Below are 20579 nucleotides of genomic sequence, written 5' to 3' on the forward strand. Positions count from 1 at the left end.
GACAAATCTCTTTGCCTTAACTAAAGTTAAAACTAATTAGTTAGTTATCCAAATTTTATTTGATAATTTTTTTAGAAATCGAAGAGGTAATACTTTTATAGATGAATTAACACTTATCCGTAATAGAGATAGCTATATGAAATTTAATTATATATCTGTTAATGAGTTGGTTGTATTTGTTTCAGCTGTTTAAAGTTAGATGGTGATGAGGTTGTTTTTGATGCCATATACCACTAAGCCGGTGCGCGATTTGATGTTTAGTTTGGCAAAAAGAGATTCCCTGTAGTTGTCGACCGTGCGTGGACTCACATTCATAAGGTCTGCAATTTCCTTATAGGTAAGTTCAGTGCTGCAGTGTTGGAGAAATGTAAGTTCTCTTGATGAAAATATGGGTTTAACATCGCTGTCTTTTAAGGCTACCAGGAGTCTGCCCGATACCAGTTCGTTTACAAAGAATCCTTTATCCACTACTACTTTAATGGCGGTAAATAAATCGGATGGTGTAGATTCCTTAAGCATATAGCCACCAGCACCAGCCTTGAGCATTCCTATAATTGCTTTTTCATCCTCAAGCATGCTTAAGGCAAGAACATGAACGTTTGGGTGATTGGTTTTAACCCATTTGGTGGCAGCAAAACCATCCATAACAGGCATATTAATGTCCATTAAAATAAGCTGGACTTCTGGATGCTGATTGATTTTAGTCTGAAGATCTACCCCGTTAATGGCTTCGAAAATCACTTCTATTTCATCAAACTCTTCTAATAAGCTGGCTAATCCCGAACGGAAAAGGGTGTGATCATCAACAATTGCGATAGAAATACTTTGATTCTGCATAAATTAAGGGTAGGGGATTTCAATTGAAATGGATGTGCCTTCGCCAGGCGCCGAATTTAGCGCTAATTTTCCATTGATCATCTCAATTCTTTTATAAATAGAGTTAAGGCCCATTCCCGCCTTTTTAGCTTTAATTTCATCCTGATTAAAACCTACCCCATTTTCTGTTACCTTTAAATGTAAAACATTTTTTTCAAGATAAGAATCGATTTGTATCCGTTTTGCCTGAGCATGTTTGATGATATTATTGATGATTTCCTGCAATAAACGAAGAATAATCAGGTCCTTATCAGGTGAAGTGATTTGTAGCGCTACCAACTGATTGTTAACTTCTAACTCATATGCTCCAGTCTTGTTCAGCCAGTTGATTTCCTGATCTATCGCATGCCCAATTCCATTTTCTACCAATTGCTCGCCATGCAGCAATTTGGCCAGTTCTCTCAACTCTTTAATGGATTTATTAACGAGTGAAAGCGAGTTCTCGATTTTTTTTTTTGCTTTTTCTCCATCACTTAAATTGATAGAATTTAAGGTTAAGGTGGTGAGGCTCAGTAACTGACCAACATTGTCGTGCAGTTCTGTGGCAATGCTCTGCATGGTCTGGTCTTGCACCTCTACCCGTGTTTGAAGCATTTCGGATTCGAATATTTGCTGCATATTCTGCTTTTCCAGAACGTGGTTCTTTTTGTGCTGGTTATACGACCTGATATAAAGTAAAAGGAATATTGGCATCAAAAGAAAAACAAATGATGCCAATAATATGAGTGACATTACTTCCGTTGACGAGCTCTGCATATAAATGAATAGGCCCAGAGGCCATATAAAAAAAAGTTAAGTGTTGTGTAAATAATAGCCCTTGTATTGTATTTGCCTAAAAATTTTTGCTGTATAATATCATCAAAGAAATTAGCGAGTGTGCTGCCAAAATAAAATATTAAGACCCCGCCAACCCACCAAAATGCAGCATGAAATTTTAAATCGATATAATCTTCGTCTTTAAGCAGTAAATAAAAATACAATAAGCCATAAATAACAAAAACCACCGACATTATACTTATGGTAAAAGCATTATATACATGGATACCGTATATAGCGGTAAATGTGATGTAAATTAATATAATTGCTCCATAAGTTGCAATTATCCATTTTTTGATATCAGCATACTGTTTTGTAAAAGTATAAAATCCGTAGGTAACATATGATACCTCAAATAAGGTATAAATGTTATACGCAAATAAATTTGTACGGTAAGTTATAGCGCAATACCTTCCAGCAATTTCGGTTACAATTACGATTACCAGGTACCATATGGTTATCCGCCAAAATGGGTTCTTGTCTTTTGATAAAAAATATATAGCAAAACCAAGGCAAAGCAGCTCGGCATACGAGCTACTTGTTGGCAGGATATATTTTAGGATCTTGAATATATCAAGTGGGGCGTCAATTTTTCCTGTCATCTATTTGATGTTATAACATCAATTTACTGGTATCATCGCATTGTTGCGGGCACAATGCAGATCTGTTTTCAGGATCGGTTGGTTGTGGCCCCCCAACGTTGTAGGCTTCATCGGTATCAATAAAATAATCAGTGCGGGGTTTACCATCAATTAATTTGGTAACCACAAGAAGTAGGGTATTCATGTCCAGATAAGTTGAAGGAATTTTATCGCCGTATTCCAATTTGTTGATCTGATCTATGATCTCGCTGGTATACCTTCCGAAATAAATCCTAATCCCGTCGCCACCAAGGTCAATCATTTTTTTTATTAAGGATGACATCTGCGCCGCAGGAAACCAGGCCGCTTCAGTATAGGTGCCTTTATCTGTATCCTGGCTCTTGCGAAAAGCCTCCGTCATCTGTTGCGCAATGTTTACCGGGATGGTGTTGTTTTTACCATCCTTCGTTAAAAAAGCTTGTGTCATAAAATTATTTGGTTTTAACCCAAATATAGATAATAAGTGATGAGCTAATGAAAGATGAAAAATAAATTCTGTAACCACTCAAAAAGCCGTTTAGCGATACCGTAAAAATACCCTTTAATTTAGGGCATTTTGTGCTAACACTGAATTGCGGGCTACCACTACTTTTGGTATGCAATAACAGCTCAATAATTTATGGTTAGAACGTATTACGCTGTTTGCCTTAGAAAAACAAGTATTTTGAACTTATTCGAATATGAGTCTATTTAAGGAAAATGTTGATTATTAAAACATTAACCCACTTAATTCTCTCAAAAATGATAAACAATATCCTACTAAAGGAAAACCACAGTTCGATCAGCGAAAGGGAAGTTGAAATTGTACACCTGTTATCGATGGGGTACAACAGTAAAGAGATTGGCGAAATGCTTTTTATCAGTGAGCATACGGTTAATACGCACCGAAGAAATATGGTGAGAAAACTCGATTTAAAAAACTCTTATCAATTAATTGTTTGGGCGTTTAAAGAAAGAATATTATCCTTTTAAGGATTAAAAGCACATATAACCTCTCATTTCTAAACAACAAAGCCTGCTATTTGATACTAAAGTCAAATGAGCAGGCTTTTGTTTGATGTATTCCTTTTTATTTATGGTCTTGCAGGTTGCGGGGCTGGTAATTCTTTTCGTGGAATTTGTGCCTCACGTTGCGAAGTATTGTAAACAAAAGAAGCAATGATGGTTGCTGCCTGCTTTAAGTCATCTTCAACAAGTCTGTCGTAAGTATCCATATTGCTGTGGTGGGTTCTGGTATTGTAATCTGCGGGGTCTTGAATAAACTGGAAACCTGGGATGCCTACCGCATCAAATGCCTGGTGATCGGTACCGCCTGTGTTATTAATAGTGATGGTTGTTGCGCCTAAATCATTAAAAGGAGTTAACCAGCTTTGAAAAATTGGGCCAGCAGCTGCGTTACCTTGTAAATAAACACCGCGGATTTTCCCTGTTCCGTTATCCAGATTGTAATAAGCTGATATTTTTTTCTGATCCGGCGTTAATACCATTGTTTTTGGATCGCCAAAGTGTTTTGCAACATAACCTCTTGAACCAAATAAACCCTGTTCTTCTGAACTCCAAAGTGCGATACGGATGGTACGTTTTGATTTAAAATCTATCGCTTTTAAGATACGCATGGCTTCCATCATTACGGTAGAGCCTGCTGCATTATCTGTTGCGCCTGTTGCCGCGTGCCACGAGTCGAAGTGACCGCCAATCATCACCACTTCATCTTTTAATTTTTTATCGGTACCAGGTATTTCTGCAATTACGTTATAACCTTGTGGATCCTGATCATAAAATGATGTTTTAATATCAGCCTCCACTTCTACTGGTTTACCTGCACGTAAAAGACGTAATATATGTAAGAAATCCTCCGCTGCTACTTCGAGTTCTGGTGAAACCGGTTTGGCATCTAAAGCATAAGAAGCACCGTTGCTGGTGAAAAATGTTCCTTGCCGCCACGCGCATAAGTTAAAATTAAGCCAACTTTTTCTTCTACGAGCATTGCGCCTATTGCCGCGCGAATTTCGCGCATTTTCATCATTTGGGCCATTCTATCGGCCATTGGCCCACCGGTAGGGCGCTGCCTTGCACCGGCAGCTTGTGGTTTTGTAGCGGCCATTTGAGCCAATGTGCTATCTGCATAGCGCGAAAAATCAGCTTTAATGCCACTTGTTAAGGGTGTACCCTGATCCATCATAATGATTTTTCCGGCCAATTTGCCTTTATATTTTGCCAAATCGGTAACGCTATCGGCTTTGATTAAAATGACTTCTGATTTTATAGGTCCGTTTGTGCCTGGTGTCCATGCTTTTGGTGAAGCAATAATGGCGTGATAATAAGGAATTGTAGTGGCAGCATAATACTTATCGATTTGCCAGCCTTTACCAAAAGTTCCCCATGCTTCGAGGTGCGCGTTTTTTAATCCCCAATCGCTCAGTTGTTTCACGGCCCATTCTTGTGCTTTTTTTAATCCGGGTGAATTTGATAAACGCGGTCCGCTAACATCGGTTAAATTAAAAGCAATGTCCATTGCCTTCGAATTTTCTAAACCTTCCTTTCTTATTTTTTGAACTACAGCTGCATCAGGGGTATCTTGTGCAAATGCTGAAAAACATAGGCCAAAGGCCAATGCTGTGGTGGTAAATCTTTTGATCATTTTTGAATAATTTGTTGGTTCTGATCTAAAATACGCTTTAAACCATTTCAAATTATTTTCCAATGGAATTTTTACATGATTATTCTATTTCCTGCTGAAGAAATTGCTCCTCAATCTATTTTATACTCTTTTTGGTTACGATAAAATAGCCAATGATGAAAAGAGCTGTGGCATAAATTAAACTTGTCCATATTTCCTGAGTGAAAACAGGGAAATCTAGTGGATCAGTTCCTTTTTTTACCTTCGTAATTCTTAATGCCAATGTAGGTAGTGAATAAGGGTTAAGATAGGCGTATTTCCATCCTACATTTGCGGTAATAATGCCCATAATGGTTCCAACAAAACCTATTCCCATTGGCTTAAGAAAATCGGCCCAGAGCAAACTCAAGATAAATTGGAGTGATAAAATACCTAATGACGACAAGAACAATTTCGTATAGGAGTTGGTCAGGATAGTTGAAGGATTGTACTGTTTAAAATTATACTCGGGAACTAAAACCTGTAATAAATGGCCAAATGCATAGGTGAGGGTGGCAAATAAGAGTAAGCAGATGAATATTAAAAATACTGCAAACAGATATTTTGCAGCATAGATGGAGAATTTATTCAAGGGCTGGGCAAACAGCATTTTCCAGGTATCGTTTTTATGTTCGATATTATTTACTGAAAAAGCCATAAATATCACATAAAATGGCATAATCAATAAACCCATTACACCTAGCGCTGCACCGATGTAATTGACCCAAAGCAGCATAGGCGGGTAATGCCTTTCTAAAATTTTTTCGGATCCCGAATAAAAACCAAAACTGATTAAGCCACATATAATAACAGGCAATAATATCGCCGCCCAAAAAGCCAGGGTTTTTCTTGATTTATAGAATTCGGATAACAGAGATATATAAAGCGCGCGCATGTTAGTTGGTTTTGGTAATGTCCAGGAATAAATTTTCGAGGTCTTTTCTTTGTTGGTAAAGACTACTCACCGTAAAGCCGTTTTGAATGAGCAGTGTATTTAATTCACCACTATTTTGAGCGGAAGTAAATGGAACGGTAATTTTTTTATCGGTTTGGGTGATAATTTCGTAACCCGATTTTGTAATCAGTGCGCTAGCGTTTCCGATATTGTCTACCTCAATTTCGAGCACAGGTTTGCTCAGTAAATGAAGTTCCTCAATGGTGCCCTGAAACAAGAGTTCACCTTTATTGATGATGCCGACATGCGTGGCTGTTCTTTCTATTTCTGCCAATAAGTGGCTCGATACCAATATTGTTTTTTGATGTTTTACGGCCAGATCGATCATGAGGTTCCGCACCTCGATAATGCCATTTGGGTCCAGGCCATTGGTTGGTTCGTCTAAAAGTAATAATTCGGGATCTGAAATCAGTGCCTGTGCAATGCCCAGGCGCTGTTTCATGCCTAATGAATATTTACTGGCTTTTTTGTTGGAAGCTTCTGTTAAACCCACAAGTGCCAACATTTCGTCGGCTTTGGTTTTTTTGATTCCCAGCAGGATACAACGGTTGATCAGGTTTTCCTTGCCTGTTAAGTGGCCGTAAATAGCTGGTTGCTCTACCAGGGCGCCTACGCGTTTAAGGGTGGCTATCCGGTTGCTGTTTATTTCTTTGCCAAATATAAAAACCTGATCTGAAGGCGACTTCAGCAGGTTAAGCAAAATTTTTATGGTGGTTGTTTTTCCGGCTCCGTTTGGTCCTAAAAAGCCATAGATACTGCCTTTTGGCACTTGTAATGAGAGATCTTTTACAATAACCTGGTTGCCGAAGTTAAAGTTTAAACCTACTGTTTCGATAGCGTAATTGCCCATTGTTTCTATTTGAAAATAGCTGTTGCTTGTTTCACGATAGAGCCAGATGTTTTAGCAGGCTTTACCACTATTTCTGCATCATTTTGATTGGTGCTAATAGTAAGTGTTAAAATGATCATCATAAATACTGGTAATAATAAAAGTAAAAATGGCGATGTGTTTCCTAACTTTTTCATGATGGTTTGTTTTATTTGAGCGGCTGTGAATTGATCATCAGCCATTACTGCTTGATTGTTTAAGTTGATTGCTGATGATGTTTTCATTTTGTTTTCGTTTTGATGATTCAAAGAAACTCAAGAAAATCAACCTGCTAAAATCTATTATACCAAGTGTTCAAGATTCTAGATCAACAGCCATATTTGGCGTTTGTCGATAAAATTTGCCCATTGGGCCGTTGGTAGAAAAAAAATGCCCGTTGGTAGATTGTGTGAGTAAATCGATAAAAGTTTATTTATTTTGTGGCTTGAATAATATGCGTGAGTTAAACGTATATCAGCTTCACTATTATTTAATACATTTCGAATGAAACAAAGCAGGGGGCCTTTAATACTTCACTCTATTTTTTGGGGATTTATATTTCTTTTTATCATTGTTGTCAGTATGCTAGAGAAAGAGACGCATACTATGAAAGATTATTTTCTGTCGTATTTTGTTTTTGGGATCCTGAATGTTTCTGTATTCTATATCAACTATATTTTTCTTATTCCATCACTGATCAAGAAGAGGAAAAAATATTGGTTGTATATTATATCATTTCTGCTCTTAATTGCTGTGGCATCATTGGTAAAGACTGTTATAGCCGTTTTAAATCCTAATGAACTGCTCCATTATACCAATATGGAAGGTAAGAAGGCTGAGATGTCTGTAAATAACTTTGCTATAAATAGGGTTTTTATAATTGGTTTTTTCCTGGTTTCGAGCTGTATTATCAAATTCACAATCGATTGGTTTGCAAGCGAGCGGATCCAGCGTAACTTAGAAAGTGAGCGCCGCGAAATGGAACTCCAGTTTTTGAAATCGCAGTTAAACCCGCATTTCCTTTTTAACTCACTTAACAATATCTATTCATTGGCTTATCAAAAATCGGATAAAACAGCCGATGCCATTATGAAACTTTCGGAGATTATGCGGTACATGATTTACGAGAGCAATACTCCAACCGTGGCATTAAGCAAAGAAGTAGATTATTTAACCAGTTATATTGAGCTACAAAAAATAAGGTTTAAAGATGGGGCTTATATCGAGCTTACTTTAAACGGCGAAATTGATAATCAGAAGATTGTGCCTTTAATGTTGATATCGTTTGTAGAAAATGCATTTAAACATGGTGTGGTAACCGATCCGACAGAGCCTGTTAAAATCAATATTATTGCCAATCAAAAGATTCTGCATTTTAGTGTCATCAACAAAAAGAACCAACAGAATAAAGATGCACAGGGTGGTGTGGGTTTAACCAATGTAGAGCGAAGATTACAATTGGTTTATCCCGACAGATATAAATTAAATGTTGTAAATTCGGCTACTCATTATACCTGTGAACTGATGATTGATATCTAATCTGGAAGCCCGATATAGATTGCAATCATGAATTAAAAATAATAACCAAAAATGAACTTAAACTGTATTGTTGTTGATGATGAGCCTTTAGCGCTTGATATTTTACAGGATTATATATCGAAAGTGCCTTTTTTAACCATGGTTAAAAGGTGTGAAAACCCGATTGAAGCTTTGCAGATTGTTCAGGGCGGAGGGATTGATCTTGTGTTTTTGGATATCCAGATGCCGGAGCTGACCGGGATCCAGTTTTTGAAAATTGCTGGTAACAAATGCCACTATATTTTAACTACCGCTTACCCACAATACGCTTTAGAAAGTTATGATCTGAATGTTTCGGATTATTTGTTAAAGCCCATTGCATTCGACCGTTTCTATAAAGCAGTAGAAAAAGTACATAACCAGGTAAAACCTGCTGAAACCCCGGTAAGTGTAACACAACCAATCGTTACGCCAGCCCCATTTTCGGGTTCACCAAACCCGGTTCAGGATTATATTTTTGTAAAAACGGAGCATAAGATCCAAAAAATCTATCTGCACGATATTTTATTCATTGAGGGTTTAAAGGATTACATTTCGATTTTTACCAAAGATGAGCGTGTAATTACGCTGCAGAGTATGAAAAAGATGGAAGAAGCACTACCTCAAAGTCAGTTTATCAGGGTGCATAAATCTTATATCGTTGCGGTCGATAAAATCGAAAGCATCGAGCGCAGCCGCATAACCATTAATCAAAAAATTATCCCTGTAGGCGATACCTATCGTGATGAATTTTTCAGGGTGATTGGGAATAAGAATATTTAGTGATGTAAGATGGAAGATGTGGAATGGATGATGGGCGCTAGGGGTATAGCGTTTGGCGTCGATTAACCCATTTGCCGAAATCTTTAGTGAACTATTTTTGCAAGGGAATACAGATGCACATAATATTATTTTAGTTTGTCATCCTGAGCGGAGTCGAAGGATCTTTTCAGAGAGATTTAGGTGAATATTGTTGAAAAGGCGAAAACTATAAAGTAGCAGGCTGTGCCATCGGCTGACCTAATACTTTCCTGATTTCATTTTCTACTTCTAAGGTAATATCGTTTGCTGTTTTTACACCTGGTTCAATGGGTTTTAGAACCGTCCATTTTAAGGCGTTGCCTGTGGTTAATGGAAACATTCCAAAACGGACAATTTTCCATGAATTTTCTATCGCTACCGGAACAATCAAAGCGTTTGGTACAACTTTTAAGATCGTGGCAATTCCACCAAACTGAAATGTTTTCAACTTACCATCTTTTGCCCGTGTTCCCTCCGGGAAAATAACCGTACTCCAATTGTTCTCTTTCATTCTGCGGCCCAATTTGATGATTTCGGAAATAGCTTGCTTGTTGTCTTTTCGGTTGATGTTTGCGCCACCGCCTAAACGTAGGTTAATGGAGATGGATGGAATGCCTTTGGTGAGCTCAATTTTGGAGATAAATTTTGCACTGTGTTTTCTTAAGAACCAGATCAGCGATGGAATATCATACATGCTCTGGTGGTTCGCCGCAAAAATAATAGGTCTATCTGTTGGCAGATCGTATTCGTTTTTAAAGCTGATCGAATTGAAAAGAAAAATCTGGCAGTAGGTGAGGAAGAAATTGAGGATATCAACAGAAACCTTATGGGCTTTATAGCCAAAAAGCTTAAAACAAAGCCATTGTATGGGATGGAAGATACAAAGGGTTAATCCGAAGAAAATATAAAAAATTGGGCTTAAAATATATCCAAAAAGCTTGCTCATCTGGTTGATTTAATAGACCGCAAAGATAATAATAAATTATTCTGGTTCTTTGAAGATGTATTTTTCTTCGTATCCAATCTCAAACGTTTTTAAAAAACTGGTGTACTCCTGCAAAAAGGTTTCTTTGTTATGGTGCTGCTCTTGGTTTTGAATATATTGGATCACTTGTTGAACATGTTTTTTTGAGTAGGAGAATGCACCATAACCTTCTTGCCATGCAAATTTGACTTTACAGAACTGCTGATCATTAATCCATTTAGAACTTTCTGTCTTTACATTCTGGATCAGACTGGATATAGATTGGTGAGGCCGCATACCAATAAAGATATGGATATGGTCGGGCATACAATTGATTTGTATCATTTTATGGTTGTTTGCCTGGAATATCCCCGTGATGTATTTCAATAGTCTTTCTTTCCAATGCGATTGTATTAATGAAGCCCGATATTTAACGGCAAACACAAATTGAATATGCAATTGGGTATAGGTATTCGGCATGGCGTTTTTAAATTTAAATATCAAACGTTCTACCGGGGATTTTGCCTCAAAAAAGACACAAGTAGGTTTATTCTTGGATTGCAAAAGGGTTTTCTTGCAATTGTGAATTAAATTAGAAATTATTTTTTGATTTTCATAATACGCCCGATTTTTGATTAGATCACGACACGTTCCTATGGAACGAAAATTCCCAAATATATTATTTTCTACCCAGGAGTTGTTCCTACGGAACAGATCAGCAGTTCGTAGGGTAAATATTTTAATGGAAGGCTAGGATTTAAAGACGATCAGTTGATTTTAATGGTTAGATTATATTAAATTTCTTTCAATGTCCCATCGGGACATGTCATGGGTAGAAAAAAATATGCAATATTTTTTATGTTCCGTTAGGAACATTTGGTGTTTATGATTACAATTCACCATTGATCATCATGAGCTTAGCTTTTAAAATTGCGGCGACGCTCATCGAATCGGTAATTTTGCCATTGAGAACCATTTGATAGGCTTCATCAAAGGGCAGTTTTTTAACCACGAGTTCTTCTGTTTCTTCAGGCATGGCAATGCCTTGTATTAAATCGGTGGCCACATAAATAATGCTTAGCTCGTCGCTTACCGAGTTGGATAAGTGCATCCTTTGGATCTCCTTCCAGTTTCTGGCACTCATGCCAGTTTCTTCTAATAATTCCCTTCTGGCACTTTCTAAAGGGGCTTCGTGGAACGGTCCGCCGCCTTCCGGAATTTCCCAGCTGTAAGCATTTAAAGCATATCGGTATTGACCAACCAGCCAGGTATTGTAGTGCTCATCTAAAGGAAGTATTCCGATGGCCAGATTTTTAAAATGAACAGTACCATAAATCCCTTTTCCACCAGAGGGATTAATCACCTGGTGTTCGGTTATGCGGATCCAGTTGTTATCGTATTTTACATCGCTTTCCAGCGTTTTCCATGGGCTGATCTCTTCCATGTTGCAAGATAACAAATATGATTTATTACAGTGGTTTTACCGATAGTGGTGTTGGAATTTTATTATGATAATTTAAACTAAAGGAAAACTACAGCAAGCGCAGCAATAGCGTTGGGTAAAATAAACAAGCTAAAACTAAGCTTGGGCAAAATTTATCCAATACCCGGTTAGTTAAAAAAGGGGCTTAGAAATATCTTCTAAGCCCCTTAGGGTTATTAAAATGATCCTTCGTCAGGACGGTTTTCCTGATCTTCTTTTTTCTTTTTATTCGTGCCGGTAAAAGTGGTTTTTCCAAACCGGTAAGAGAAGGTGAGGTTACCCATTGTTCCCTGAAACTGGCGTTCAAAATCAACAATTGTGGCTCTGTCTTCGGTGGTCATGCTCCATCTTCTGGTGTTAAATACATCGCGGACATTGAAACTTAAAGAGGCTTTTTTGTTTGGGAAATCATATTTCGCTCCACCATCAATTCCGTACATGGCGTTACGTTTTCCCTGTGCCATTACCTCTGGCGCCCTGTAATCGCCACGTACCTGTAATGATAAGTTTTTAACTACGGTTAAATTTCCGGTCAGGTTGGCATTCCAGCTAAAGCCACTGCTAGATGGGATATCAAATCTTGCATCACCGGCAAACTTGGCCTGGTATAAATTCACATTTGTGGTGAAATTTAAAGCTTTAATCAGGTCAAAACGGCCGATTAATTCTAAACCACTATTGATCTGGTTGGTTAAATTTTGAGGGGTTGAAGTAATAATGCCGTTAACAGGTGTGCTTCTTACGCGCTGAATCACATCATTGGTTTGACGGAAATACAAACTCGAAGTTAAGGTTACTTTTTTCCAGTATTTACTATAAGCCAGTTCGAAAGAGTGCACGTCCTCAGGCAATAAATTCGGGTTACCGCCTCTATAGTTTAAAGGATCTGAAACATCCAAAAATGGGTTGGTATCCCAAGGACGTGGACGGTTTACGCGGCGGGTATAACTCAATTGAAGTTGATTATCGCCTTTCAGTTTCTGTGTTAAGAAAACACTTGGGTATATCCTTTTATAGTGGATATTTCCTTCCGCAGTAGTTAATACATTACCTGTGTAACCTTCCAAATGGGTATCTAAACGTGCATCTTCGCCCCTTAAACCAATTTGGTAACCGAAATCTTTAATCTGGTTTTGATAATTGAAATACAGTGCATGCACCTGATCTTTACTATCAAATCCATTAATTAACTTATTATTACTGATATAAACATTGCTATTTGTAGGGATCGAATCGGCATATTGATCATTTTCTCCTAAACGGATCTGACTGCGGTAACCCACTTCAATTTTACCAGCTTTACCCACAGGCAATGCATAATCCGTTTGGATGTTGTAATTGGTATTGTTACCAGTATTAAATACGCGTTGTAAACTTAATGTTTCATCAATTGGCGTACCGTTACGGTTAGTAGTATTGGTGCTATAATACTGATCGCTATTGTTTGTGCCGTAAGAGTAACCGAAGTTAAAGGTTAGTTCTTCTTTCGGTTTTTTAAACTTCTGTACGTAATCCAGGTTTGCATCATAACTATCTCCAAAGCCATCAGTGCTATTGGTTCTGTTGCTTAATAACACCGGTGAGTGGTTTTTATCCAATTGTTTGATATCGAGCTGTTCGTTACGCTCATTTTCTCTTGAGTTAAACCCACCTGATAAGCTGATCACGCTTTTAGGGGCCAGATAATAATCGATACCAGCTTTGGCATTGTGCCCTTTATCCAACGATTTGGAAACCGTGTTCTGGTTGGCAAACCTTGTTCTTAATGAATCTGATTTATAAGTAATATCCTGAAAACCGCCACCAACACGGTTGCCATAACGGTAGCCATAATTTCCATAAATGTTTACCTTTCTGTTCTGAAAACTTAAATTGGTATTGGCATTATAGTTATCACGGTTACCAGCAGTTAAAGCAACTGAACCGTTAAAGCCCAATTTTGTGTTTTTCTTAAGCACAATGTTGATGATACCTGATTGGCCTTCGGCATCATATTTTGCCGATGGGTTGGTAATTACCTCAACACTTTCGATAGAACTTGCCGGGATAGATTGCAGGATCTGTGCAACGTTACCGCCTGCAATTAATGATGGCTTACCGTCAATTAACACTTTTACACCGGTAGAGCCGCGTAAACTTACGTTTCCATCCATATCAGTAGAAACTGATGGTACATTCTGCAATAAATCTCCTGCTGAACCGCCTTCGCTGATTACACTTTGATCTACAGCGAAAATCTTTTTATCGATGCCCATTTGCATGCCCTGTTTCTGGCCTGTAACGGTAATTTCGCTTAATACATTTCCTTTAGCTGGGTTCATCTTGATCTCGCCAAAGTTTAATGTTCCCGTTGTGGCGGTAATGGCCACGTTATCCCTAACCATGGTTTGGTAACCTACAAAACTTATTTTAAAAGTAAAAGTTCCTGTAGGGAGATCGGTCATCACAAATGCACCATTTACATCTGTTTGTACAATTTTGGCATTTTTTGCAGTCGCTTTGTTGATTAAAACAGCTGTAGCAAAGGGAATGGTTTCTTGTGTTTTTGCGTCTTTAAGTACTCCGGTAATTTTTGCTTTCCCACCTGTTTGGGCGAAAAGACTACATGATAAGCTTAAAAGTAAGAGGGTAATCTGTATTGTTCTCGATTGTAAAAGTCTCATTAAAAAATAAAGTTTCGTGTGTTTTTGTAAAGGGAGACAAAGTAACGGCAACTAAGTTTAATAAAGGAGCCGTAACTATTTTATTACAGCCATTTTATAGTAATATTTTTGTGTGATAATCTAGAGTGGATAGATAACCATCAAACGTTTCAGTTTTGGTAAAACAATAAGGAATATTACAATTGAACAATTTGCAAAATGTTACTTTTGTTTATTATGAATAAGATATTAATTGTTGATGATCTGCACCCTGCATTTAAAGAGCAGGCCATTGCCATGGGTTATGAGGTTGATGACGAGCCACAGATTACGCGTCAACAAACATTAGCTAAAATAAAAGAGTATACTGGCATTGCCGTTCGGACGAAATTTAGGATTGATGCCGAAATTTTTGCTGCAGCACCAAATTTAAAGTTTGTGGCCAGGGCAGGGGCAGGTCTGGATAATATTGATGATAAAATTGCTTTTGAGCGGAATATTGAATTGATTAATGCACCCGAAGGCAATTGCGATGCGGTTGGCGAACATGCCACAGGTTTACTTTTGTCGTTGATGAACAACTTCCGCAGGGCCGATATCGAAATCAGGAATGGCATTTGGGACCGGGAAGGAAACCGTGGTTATGAACTGAAAGGCAAAAAAGTTGGGATTATTGGTTATGGTTTTATGGGGCAAAGTTTTGCAAAGAAACTTGCTGGTTTCGAAGTAGATGTAATGGCTTATGATAAATATAAAACCGGTTTTTCTGATGCTTTTGCACGTGAGGTAAGCATGGAAGAAATTGTGAAACATAGTGATGTATTGAGTTTGCACATTCCACTAACTGCCGAAACCAAACAAATGGTTGATGATGAATATTTCTTTCATTTCAAAAAGCCTATTTTTTTTATCAATACGGCCAGGGGAGAAATTGTAAATACGGAAGCGGTTTTGAATGCCATTAAAAACGGGAAAATTTTAGGCGCTGGTTTAGATGTTTTACAGACAGAAAAATTCCCGGCCTTAAGTGAACAAGTTTGGTATGATGAATTAAGGCAGAACGATCAGGTGATTTTAACCCCACATGTTGGCGGCTGGACATTTGATTCGTACCGCAAGATTTCGGAGGTTTTGGCGGAGAAGCTACGGAATATTTAGTCTTTGTATGGCAAATCACACTATTCATTCAAGAGAATATATTAAAAGTATCGATTTTGAATACATTGAAACCTATTCCTTTCAGCAAGATACTTATTACTCTGAAACGAATAGAAATACGGATAAAATATCCTGGCATGATCAACGTATAACTGATCAGGATAAAAAACTAAATTCTTCTTCCAGAAAAATCAGTTTATTTCAACGTGCTGATGCTGAGTTACTGACATTGATTCGCATTTTGGAAATCGATATTGTGAATTTGCCGTCGTGGATGTGTGCGCCTGTTTATAGAGATGCAATTATTTTTTATAATAAAGATCACGAAATTATTTCAGCACTTAATATCTGTTTTGAGTGTTTATATATGGAGAATAATACGGGTATTAATATTGATGCAGACGAGCGTACATATGATCTGCTTAAAACGTTTTTAATTTCAAAAGGGCATAACATTAGGATGTAACTTGCAGAAATAGAAAGACCTCGCAGGTTTAATTCGGGTTGATTGATATTTTCATAGCCTCATTGAGCGCTACGCCGTTTAAAAACCCGCGAGGTCTGATGATCTATAGACTTCCCGGGGTTCTTTTCCTCTGATACGCCGCAGGTCTTTGCAAACTAAACCTGATATAGCGGAAAGCCCGCATCCCGATTTTTTCATCGGGAGAGGACTTGAAGCGATAGCAGGACTTTCGGAAGCGAAGCACACCGAACCCTGCTTTACATAATATTGACCTCCTTAGTCACCTTAGGCCATCTAGCGATATGTTTAATTTTTTCCTACAGGATCCTGTCTTAGCTTTTTAAAACCTCATAGGTCTAAAAAGAAAATAAATCTCAATTTTATTTTCTTAAATTGGCTATACAATCTAACCAATTTTACCATGCCGAAAGATCATTTATATTCAACTACAGTTACCTGGACGGGCAATAAAGGCTCGGGCACAATGGATTACCGTTCTTACGATCGCGATTATGTAATTTCAGTAAAGGGGAAAGCCGATATTTCAGGTTCATCAGATTCTGCCTTTCTGGGTGATAAATCTAAATACAATCCCGAAGATCTTCTACTGGCCTCGATTTCGAGCTGCCATATGTTGTGGTATTTACACTTATGCTCTAAAAACGAGATCGTAGTAATCGATTATAAAGATGAGGCTATTGGTACGATGGAAGAATTGGCTGATGGTAGTGGCAGGTTTAAAGAAGTTACGTTGCATCCGCAGGTTTTAATCGCCGATAAGGCACATTACGAGCTTGCCGCATCACTGCATCACGAGGCCAATAAAATGTGTTTTATTGCCAATTCATTAAATTTTCCGGTTAAACATGAGCCCGTGCTCAGTTATTAGTTTGCAGTTCTCCATTAACGTTTTCATTTAGCGGTCGACTTTGGCTTAGTACACGCCATATTTAAGGTTTTTCCGTTTTTTTGTAAGTTGCGGGAGCGTTATTGATAATTGCAGGAGCTTTGTTGCTAATTGAAGGAGCCTTGTTGTAAATTGCAGTAGCTTTGTTGCTAATTGAAGGAGCTTTGTTGTAAATTGCAGTAGCTTTGTTGCTAATTGAAGGTGCTTTGTTGTAAAAAGCGGGTGCCTTGTTGTAAAAGGCGGGTGCTTTGTTGTAAAAGGAGGGTGCTCTGTTGTAAAAGGAGGGTGCTCTGTTGTAAAATGCGGGTACTTTGTTGTATAGGACAACACCTCGATAATCCTCTTTACAAATAAGAACTATAAAATTTTCAGTTGGTAGCCATACCTAACCACCAACTGAAAATGGCAAAGGGTTAACTATTTAGCTAACCAAACATTATCTGCTGGTGTGGCATCCATATAAATGCCGTTATCCAAACTGATCGATTTGACTTTTTTAGTGGAATTAACGGTTATGCTCACTTCTTTCTGGTTTGCTTTCCAAACCGCAGGGCTTTTGTGGAGGGTATCTGCTTTTCCATCGGTATAAGTAACCACCACATCAAATGGAATGGCAAAGCCGCCAACATTTTTAACGGTTACCGTCGATTTTCCTTTTGCCGGAATTACTTTGGTAATGGCCAAATCGAGATAATTATTGGTGAAAAACCAGTTTTGGAAAAACCAGTTTAAGTTTTGTCCGGCACCTGCGTTCATCGAGTTAAAATAATCCCATGGAATTGGGTGTTTACCATTCCAGTTGCTCATATAGTTATGCAACGCTTTTTTAAATAAATCATCACCAAGCATATCTTTTAAGGCTAAATAAGATAATGAAGCTTTTCCGTAGGAGTTGTTACCGTAACCTGCACCCGAAACCTGATCAGACATCGAAATTACCGGCTGGTCTTCTTCTGCCGATTTATCGTTGATGTATTTGTTTACCCTAAAGGTTTTATAAAACTTATCGGCAGCTTCCTTACCATGTTCGGCAATACCAATTAAATATTCGAATGTAGTGGCCCAGCCCTCGTCCATATAGGCGTAACGGGTTTCATTAATACCCATATAAAAAGGGAAATAAGTATGTGCCACCTCATGGTCCTGAACCAATTGAGCAAAAACAGGATCGCCAAATTGAGAATCGTTTACCATCATTGGGTATTCCATATCTGCAAAACCTTGAAAAGCAATGGTTTTTACATAAGGGTAAGGAATACCTGGCCAATTGTTCGAAAACCAGTCTAAAGCATTGAGGTTATATTTGACCGAGTTTACAAAATCTTTTCCGGTAGTTGGGTTATAAGCGGCCTGTGCACTGGCCCTGCGGTTGGTCTTTTTATCAACAATTACACTGGCGCCATCCCATACATAATGGTTGCTTAGCGCAAAAGTAACATCGGTAATGTGATTTACGGCGAATTTCCAGGTGTTCCAATCTTTTTGCAGTGTTACCTTGCCATCTTTCATTTCCTGCTCGGTAGCAATGTGGATCACTTCATCGCCATTGTATGATTTCTTTAAACGTGTAGCAATTTCAGGTTGTAACACCTCATCTGGATTTAAGAAATCGCCTGTGGCATAAACCACATAGTTTTTGGGTGCTTTGATCGAGAATTCGTAGTCGTTAAAGTCGTTGTAAAACTCGGCCCTATCGGTGTGTGGAATGCGGTCCCAGCCATTATAATCGTCAAATACAGAAATACGTGGATAGCTATACGCCACAAAGAACGAATTTGGATCAATCTGTCCTTCGCGACCGCTTTCTTTTGATAATGGGTAATCCCATTCTATTTTAACGGCGATTTTCGATTTTGGCAATAGTGGTTTTTTCAACATTACATTACCTACCGTTCCCCAGCTTTTGCTATCTACCTTATACGTTTCACCATCAACAGAAAAGGCGGTGATATTCAAACCTGTGCTCAAAAAATCTTCACTTACCGCGCCGCCTCTTGGGGAGGTTGGTTTATGCAGGTTATTTACAAAACGGATGGCCAGGTTTTTCAAGGTATCGGTGCTATTGTTGCTGTATAAAATTTCTTCCGTACCGCTAACCACTTTCGTTTCGGCATCTACCTTAATATCCATGTTGTATTTGCCATGGTTTTGCCAATAATTGGCTCCAGGTTTTCCGCTCATTGAACGGGTACCTTTTGCATATGCCGCCTTAATATTTCGTGGCATATAAAGCTCCTGGGCAGAAACAGTATAAGTACCCAAACAGAAGAGTAGGGCAATAGGGAATATTTTTTTCATTTTTTAAGAATAATTTAAGCTAAAATAGAATTAATGATTGAATTAGAAAATGATTGAACTAGAGAATAATTGAATGAAGGAATGATTGAATGAGAGAATGGTGGATTTTTGAATGTGTTAGGGTTGAAATGTTATATTTTTAATGGTTAAGTCTGAGTATATGTAGATGGTATCTGTTCTCATTCATTCTATTTTAGGGAATATTAAATCCTGTTCATCCTTAAATCATAAAAATCATGAGTATTTATTTGCTTTTGTAATTTCCACAATTTATCTTCGTTATAATTGAAGCAAGACTATGTAGCAAACCAACTATATAGTCTTGTTTGTTTTTTATAGCGTTTGAATAAAAATTAATAGAGCAATGACAGAGGTAACGTACTACACCCAAGAGGGGTTAGATAAATTAAAAGAGGAAGTTCATTATTTAACTACCACCGGTCGTCAGCTAATATCTAAAGCAATTGCAGAAGCAAGGGATAAAGGTGATTTATCGGAGAATGCAGAATATGATGCGGCCAAAGAGGCGCAGGGATTGCATGAAGCAAAAATCTCAAAATTAAAGAATACGTTGGCGAATGCACGTTTAATTGATGAGTCGAAAATGGACCTGTCTAAAGTGCTTGCATTATCTATCGTGAAGATAAAAAATGTTAAAAACGGTGCTACCATGACCTACCAGTTGGTAGCCGAAACAGAAGCAGATTTAAAAACAGGAAAAATTTCTGTTAAATCTCCCATTGCACAAGGTTTGTTGGGTAAATCGGTAGGCGAATTTGCCGAAATTGAAGTGCCTGCAGGTAAAATGCAGTTCGAAGTTTTAGAGATTTCGAGATAAGGTTAAAGGTGGAGGGTATAGGGCTTAAGGCCTATCCTCCGCTATAAAAACCCTAAACCTCACACCCTAAACCATATACCTTAATGACTATCTTTTCAAAAATTGTTGCTGGAGAAATCCCTGCACACGTTGTTGCCGAAACAGTAGAGTATTTAGCTTTTTTAGATGTTCAGCCTTTAACGGCAGGCCATGTTCTGGTGATCCCGAAAATTGAAACCGACTATATTTTTGATATGGACGAAGATTTATATGTTGGGCTTTGGATGTTTGCCAAAATTGTAGCTAAAGGGGTAAAGATCGCTTTCCCTTGTAAAAAAGTAGGCGTTTCGGTAATCGGACTGGAAGTGCCGCATGCACATATTCATTTAATACCGATGAATAATGTGAGCGATATGAACTTTAGCAAAGAAAAACTAAAGCCAAGCAATGAAGAATTGGCTGAGGCTGCAGAAAAAATTAAACATGCCTTACTAGAAGTATAAAAAAGGCCGGCTGTAAAAACAACAACCGACCATTCTACCCGCCTAAGCCCCAATAAGCTTTTTGCCACAGATGTTCACCGATAAACACAGATTTAAATCTTACATCTGTACTTATGCCCACCTCTGCTGTCGGGCATTTTATCTCCCGAAAAGTCTGTGGTTAGTTTT

The 20579-nt window shown here is 38.0% G+C and carries 22 protein-coding genes; 8 read left to right on the forward strand and 14 right to left on the reverse strand.

Features of this window, described 5'->3' with window-relative positions:
• Nucleotides 1–195: 195 nt before the first annotated feature.
• Genes R2S57_RS00280 through R2S57_RS00295 form a run of 4 tightly spaced genes read right to left on the reverse strand, consistent with a single transcriptional unit; the run spans nt 196 to nt 2760 of the window.
• A complete protein-coding gene (locus R2S57_RS00280; RefSeq protein ID WP_316843124.1) occupies nt 196–837 on the reverse strand; it encodes a response regulator transcription factor in 642 nt (213 codons plus the stop codon).
• 3 nt (nt 838–840) lie between these two features.
• Nucleotides 841–1608 (reverse strand): sensor histidine kinase, encoded by a 768-nt coding sequence (locus tag R2S57_RS00285; RefSeq protein WP_316843125.1) that lies wholly within the window; start codon nt 1606–1608, stop codon nt 841–843.
• Nucleotides 1608–2294 (reverse strand): hypothetical protein, encoded by a 687-nt coding sequence (locus tag R2S57_RS00290; RefSeq protein WP_316843126.1) that lies wholly within the window; start codon nt 2292–2294, stop codon nt 1608–1610. Before R2S57_RS00290 ends, R2S57_RS00285 begins: the two co-directional genes overlap by 1 nt.
• A gap of 10 nt (nt 2295–2304) precedes the next feature.
• Nucleotides 2305–2760, reverse strand: coding sequence for a hypothetical protein (locus R2S57_RS00295; protein ID WP_316843127.1), 456 nt, complete (start codon nt 2758–2760; stop codon nt 2305–2307).
• Between the two features lie 314 nt (nt 2761–3074).
• On the opposite strand from R2S57_RS00295, the gene R2S57_RS00300 reads away from it, so the two are divergent.
• Entirely contained in the window at nt 3075–3305 is a 231-nt protein-coding gene (locus tag R2S57_RS00300) for a helix-turn-helix transcriptional regulator (RefSeq protein WP_316843128.1), read from the forward strand.
• Nucleotides 3306–3406: 101 nt separating this feature from the next.
• Here R2S57_RS00300 and R2S57_RS00305 read toward each other — a convergent pair whose 3' ends face one another.
• From R2S57_RS00305 to R2S57_RS00325, 5 genes are all read right to left on the reverse strand, one after another.
• Nucleotides 3407–4138 carry a M28 family metallopeptidase gene (locus R2S57_RS00305; RefSeq protein ID WP_316843129.1) on the reverse strand — a complete coding sequence of 244 codons (732 nt, stop codon included), beginning with the start codon at nt 4136–4138 and terminating at the stop codon, nt 3407–3409.
• Nucleotides 4139–4227: 89 nt separating this feature from the next.
• Nucleotides 4228–4974, reverse strand: a complete 747-nt coding sequence (locus R2S57_RS00310; protein WP_316843130.1) for a hypothetical protein — start codon at nt 4972–4974, stop codon at nt 4228–4230.
• Between the two features lie 115 nt (nt 4975–5089).
• Entirely contained in the window at nt 5090–5887 is a 798-nt protein-coding gene (locus R2S57_RS00315) for an ABC transporter permease (RefSeq protein ID WP_316843131.1), read from the reverse strand.
• Nucleotide 5888: 1 nt separating this feature from the next.
• On the reverse strand, nt 5889–6797 hold the full coding sequence (locus R2S57_RS00320) for an ABC transporter ATP-binding protein (protein ID WP_316843132.1): 909 nt from the start codon (nt 6795–6797) through the stop codon (nt 5889–5891).
• Nucleotides 6798–6802: 5 nt separating this feature from the next.
• Complete coding sequence (locus R2S57_RS00325) at nt 6803–7060, reverse strand: hypothetical protein (protein WP_316843133.1); 258 nt, start codon at nt 7058–7060, stop codon at nt 6803–6805.
• Between the two features lie 337 nt (nt 7061–7397).
• On the opposite strand from R2S57_RS00325, the gene R2S57_RS00330 reads away from it, so the two are divergent.
• Both R2S57_RS00330 and R2S57_RS00335 read left to right on the forward strand, forming a co-directional pair.
• Complete coding sequence (locus R2S57_RS00330; RefSeq protein WP_316843134.1) at nt 7398–8354, forward strand: sensor histidine kinase; 957 nt, start codon at nt 7398–7400, stop codon at nt 8352–8354.
• 51 nt (nt 8355–8405) lie between these two features.
• The gene (locus tag R2S57_RS00335; RefSeq protein WP_316843135.1) at nt 8406–9155 is read left to right on the forward strand and encodes a LytTR family DNA-binding domain-containing protein; all 750 of its coding nucleotides are present in this window, start codon (nt 8406–8408) and stop codon (nt 9153–9155) included.
• Between the two features lie 205 nt (nt 9156–9360).
• Here R2S57_RS00335 and R2S57_RS00340 read toward each other — a convergent pair whose 3' ends face one another.
• The 4 genes from R2S57_RS00340 to R2S57_RS00355 all read right to left on the reverse strand — a co-directional run bounded on the left by R2S57_RS00340 (nt 9361) and on the right by R2S57_RS00355 (nt 14283).
• The gene (locus R2S57_RS00340; protein ID WP_316843136.1) at nt 9361–10119 is read right to left on the reverse strand and encodes a lysophospholipid acyltransferase family protein; all 759 of its coding nucleotides are present in this window, start codon (nt 10117–10119) and stop codon (nt 9361–9363) included.
• Between the two features lie 36 nt (nt 10120–10155).
• A complete protein-coding gene (gene tnpA / locus R2S57_RS00345; RefSeq protein ID WP_316843137.1) occupies nt 10156–10617 on the reverse strand; it encodes an IS200/IS605 family transposase in 462 nt (153 codons plus the stop codon).
• Between the two features lie 409 nt (nt 10618–11026).
• Nucleotides 11027–11581 carry an NUDIX hydrolase gene (locus tag R2S57_RS00350; protein ID WP_316843138.1) on the reverse strand — a complete coding sequence of 185 codons (555 nt, stop codon included), beginning with the start codon at nt 11579–11581 and terminating at the stop codon, nt 11027–11029.
• 215 nt (nt 11582–11796) lie between these two features.
• On the reverse strand, nt 11797–14283 hold the full coding sequence (locus tag R2S57_RS00355) for an outer membrane beta-barrel family protein (RefSeq protein ID WP_316843139.1): 2487 nt from the start codon (nt 14281–14283) through the stop codon (nt 11797–11799).
• A 216-nt stretch (nt 14284–14499) separates the two neighbouring features.
• Here R2S57_RS00355 and R2S57_RS00360 point away from each other — a divergent pair, with 216 nt between their 5' ends.
• The 3 genes from R2S57_RS00360 (at nt 14500) to R2S57_RS00370 (ending at nt 16775) form a co-directional block, all read left to right on the forward strand.
• Nucleotides 14500–15420: a 2-hydroxyacid dehydrogenase gene (locus R2S57_RS00360; protein ID WP_316843140.1), complete on the forward strand. Its 921-nt coding sequence runs from the start codon at nt 14500–14502 to the stop codon at nt 15418–15420.
• 7 nt (nt 15421–15427) lie between these two features.
• On the forward strand, nt 15428–15886 hold the full coding sequence (locus tag R2S57_RS00365; protein WP_316843141.1) for a hypothetical protein: 459 nt from the start codon (nt 15428–15430) through the stop codon (nt 15884–15886).
• Nucleotides 15887–16307: 421 nt separating this feature from the next.
• Nucleotides 16308–16775: an OsmC family protein gene (locus R2S57_RS00370; RefSeq protein ID WP_316843142.1), complete on the forward strand. Its 468-nt coding sequence runs from the start codon at nt 16308–16310 to the stop codon at nt 16773–16775.
• A 435-nt stretch (nt 16776–17210) separates the two neighbouring features.
• On the opposite strand, the gene R2S57_RS00375 is transcribed toward R2S57_RS00370, so the two are convergent.
• The gene (locus tag R2S57_RS00375; RefSeq protein ID WP_316843143.1) at nt 17211–19091 is read right to left on the reverse strand and encodes a M1 family metallopeptidase; all 1881 of its coding nucleotides are present in this window, start codon (nt 19089–19091) and stop codon (nt 17211–17213) included.
• A gap of 364 nt (nt 19092–19455) precedes the next feature.
• Here R2S57_RS00375 and greA point away from each other — a divergent pair, with 364 nt between their 5' ends.
• Both greA and R2S57_RS00385 read left to right on the forward strand, forming a co-directional pair.
• Nucleotides 19456–19929, forward strand: coding sequence for a transcription elongation factor GreA (greA, locus tag R2S57_RS00380; protein WP_025146397.1), 474 nt, complete (start codon nt 19456–19458; stop codon nt 19927–19929).
• Nucleotides 19930–20012: 83 nt separating this feature from the next.
• The gene (locus tag R2S57_RS00385) at nt 20013–20411 is read left to right on the forward strand and encodes an HIT family protein (protein ID WP_316843144.1); all 399 of its coding nucleotides are present in this window, start codon (nt 20013–20015) and stop codon (nt 20409–20411) included.
• Nucleotides 20412–20579 lie beyond the last annotated feature (168 nt).

It is taken from the genome of Pedobacter psychrodurus, assembly GCF_032678585.1.
Taxonomy (GTDB): Bacteria; Bacteroidota; Bacteroidia; order Sphingobacteriales; family Sphingobacteriaceae; genus Pedobacter; species Pedobacter psychrodurus_A.

Excerpts from the sequence above, each read along its gene's own strand:
- R2S57_RS00290 (WP_316843126.1), bottom strand. The coding sequence starts at position 2,294 with ATGACAGGAAAAATTGACGCCCCACTTGATATATTCAAGATCCTAAAA.
- R2S57_RS00320 (WP_316843132.1), bottom strand. The coding sequence starts at position 6,797 with ATGGGCAATTACGCTATCGAAACAGTAGGTTTAAACTTTAACTTCGGC.
- R2S57_RS00330 (WP_316843134.1), top strand. The coding sequence starts at position 7,398 with ATGCTAGAGAAAGAGACGCATACTATGAAAGATTATTTTCTGTCGTAT.
- R2S57_RS00325 (WP_316843133.1), bottom strand. The coding sequence starts at position 7,060 with ATGAAAACATCATCAGCAATCAACTTAAACAATCAAGCAGTAATGGCT.
- R2S57_RS00360 (WP_316843140.1), top strand. The coding sequence starts at position 14,500 with ATGAATAAGATATTAATTGTTGATGATCTGCACCCTGCATTTAAAGAG.
- R2S57_RS00340 (WP_316843136.1), bottom strand. The coding sequence starts at position 10,119 with ATGAGCAAGCTTTTTGGATATATTTTAAGCCCAATTTTTTATATTTTC.
- greA (WP_025146397.1), top strand. The coding sequence starts at position 19,456 with ATGACAGAGGTAACGTACTACACCCAAGAGGGGTTAGATAAATTAAAA.
- R2S57_RS00285 (WP_316843125.1), bottom strand. The coding sequence starts at position 1,608 with ATGTCACTCATATTATTGGCATCATTTGTTTTTCTTTTGATGCCAATA.
- R2S57_RS00315 (WP_316843131.1), bottom strand. The coding sequence starts at position 5,887 with ATGCGCGCGCTTTATATATCTCTGTTATCCGAATTCTATAAATCAAGA.
- R2S57_RS00385 (WP_316843144.1), top strand. The coding sequence starts at position 20,013 with ATGACTATCTTTTCAAAAATTGTTGCTGGAGAAATCCCTGCACACGTT.
- R2S57_RS00375 (WP_316843143.1), bottom strand. The coding sequence starts at position 19,091 with ATGAAAAAAATATTCCCTATTGCCCTACTCTTCTGTTTGGGTACTTAT.
- R2S57_RS00355 (WP_316843139.1), bottom strand. The coding sequence starts at position 14,283 with ATGAGACTTTTACAATCGAGAACAATACAGATTACCCTCTTACTTTTA.
- R2S57_RS00300 (WP_316843128.1), top strand. The coding sequence starts at position 3,075 with ATGATAAACAATATCCTACTAAAGGAAAACCACAGTTCGATCAGCGAA.
- tnpA (WP_316843137.1), bottom strand. The coding sequence starts at position 10,617 with ATGCCGAATACCTATACCCAATTGCATATTCAATTTGTGTTTGCCGTT.
- R2S57_RS00350 (WP_316843138.1), bottom strand. The coding sequence starts at position 11,581 with ATGGAAGAGATCAGCCCATGGAAAACGCTGGAAAGCGATGTAAAATAC.
- R2S57_RS00370 (WP_316843142.1), top strand. The coding sequence starts at position 16,308 with ATGCCGAAAGATCATTTATATTCAACTACAGTTACCTGGACGGGCAAT.
- R2S57_RS00280 (WP_316843124.1), bottom strand. The coding sequence starts at position 837 with ATGCAGAATCAAAGTATTTCTATCGCAATTGTTGATGATCACACCCTT.
- R2S57_RS00335 (WP_316843135.1), top strand. The coding sequence starts at position 8,406 with ATGAACTTAAACTGTATTGTTGTTGATGATGAGCCTTTAGCGCTTGAT.
- R2S57_RS00295 (WP_316843127.1), bottom strand. The coding sequence starts at position 2,760 with ATGACACAAGCTTTTTTAACGAAGGATGGTAAAAACAACACCATCCCG.
- R2S57_RS00310 (WP_316843130.1), bottom strand. The coding sequence starts at position 4,974 with ATGATCAAAAGATTTACCACCACAGCATTGGCCTTTGGCCTATGTTTT.
- R2S57_RS00365 (WP_316843141.1), top strand. The coding sequence starts at position 15,428 with ATGGCAAATCACACTATTCATTCAAGAGAATATATTAAAAGTATCGAT.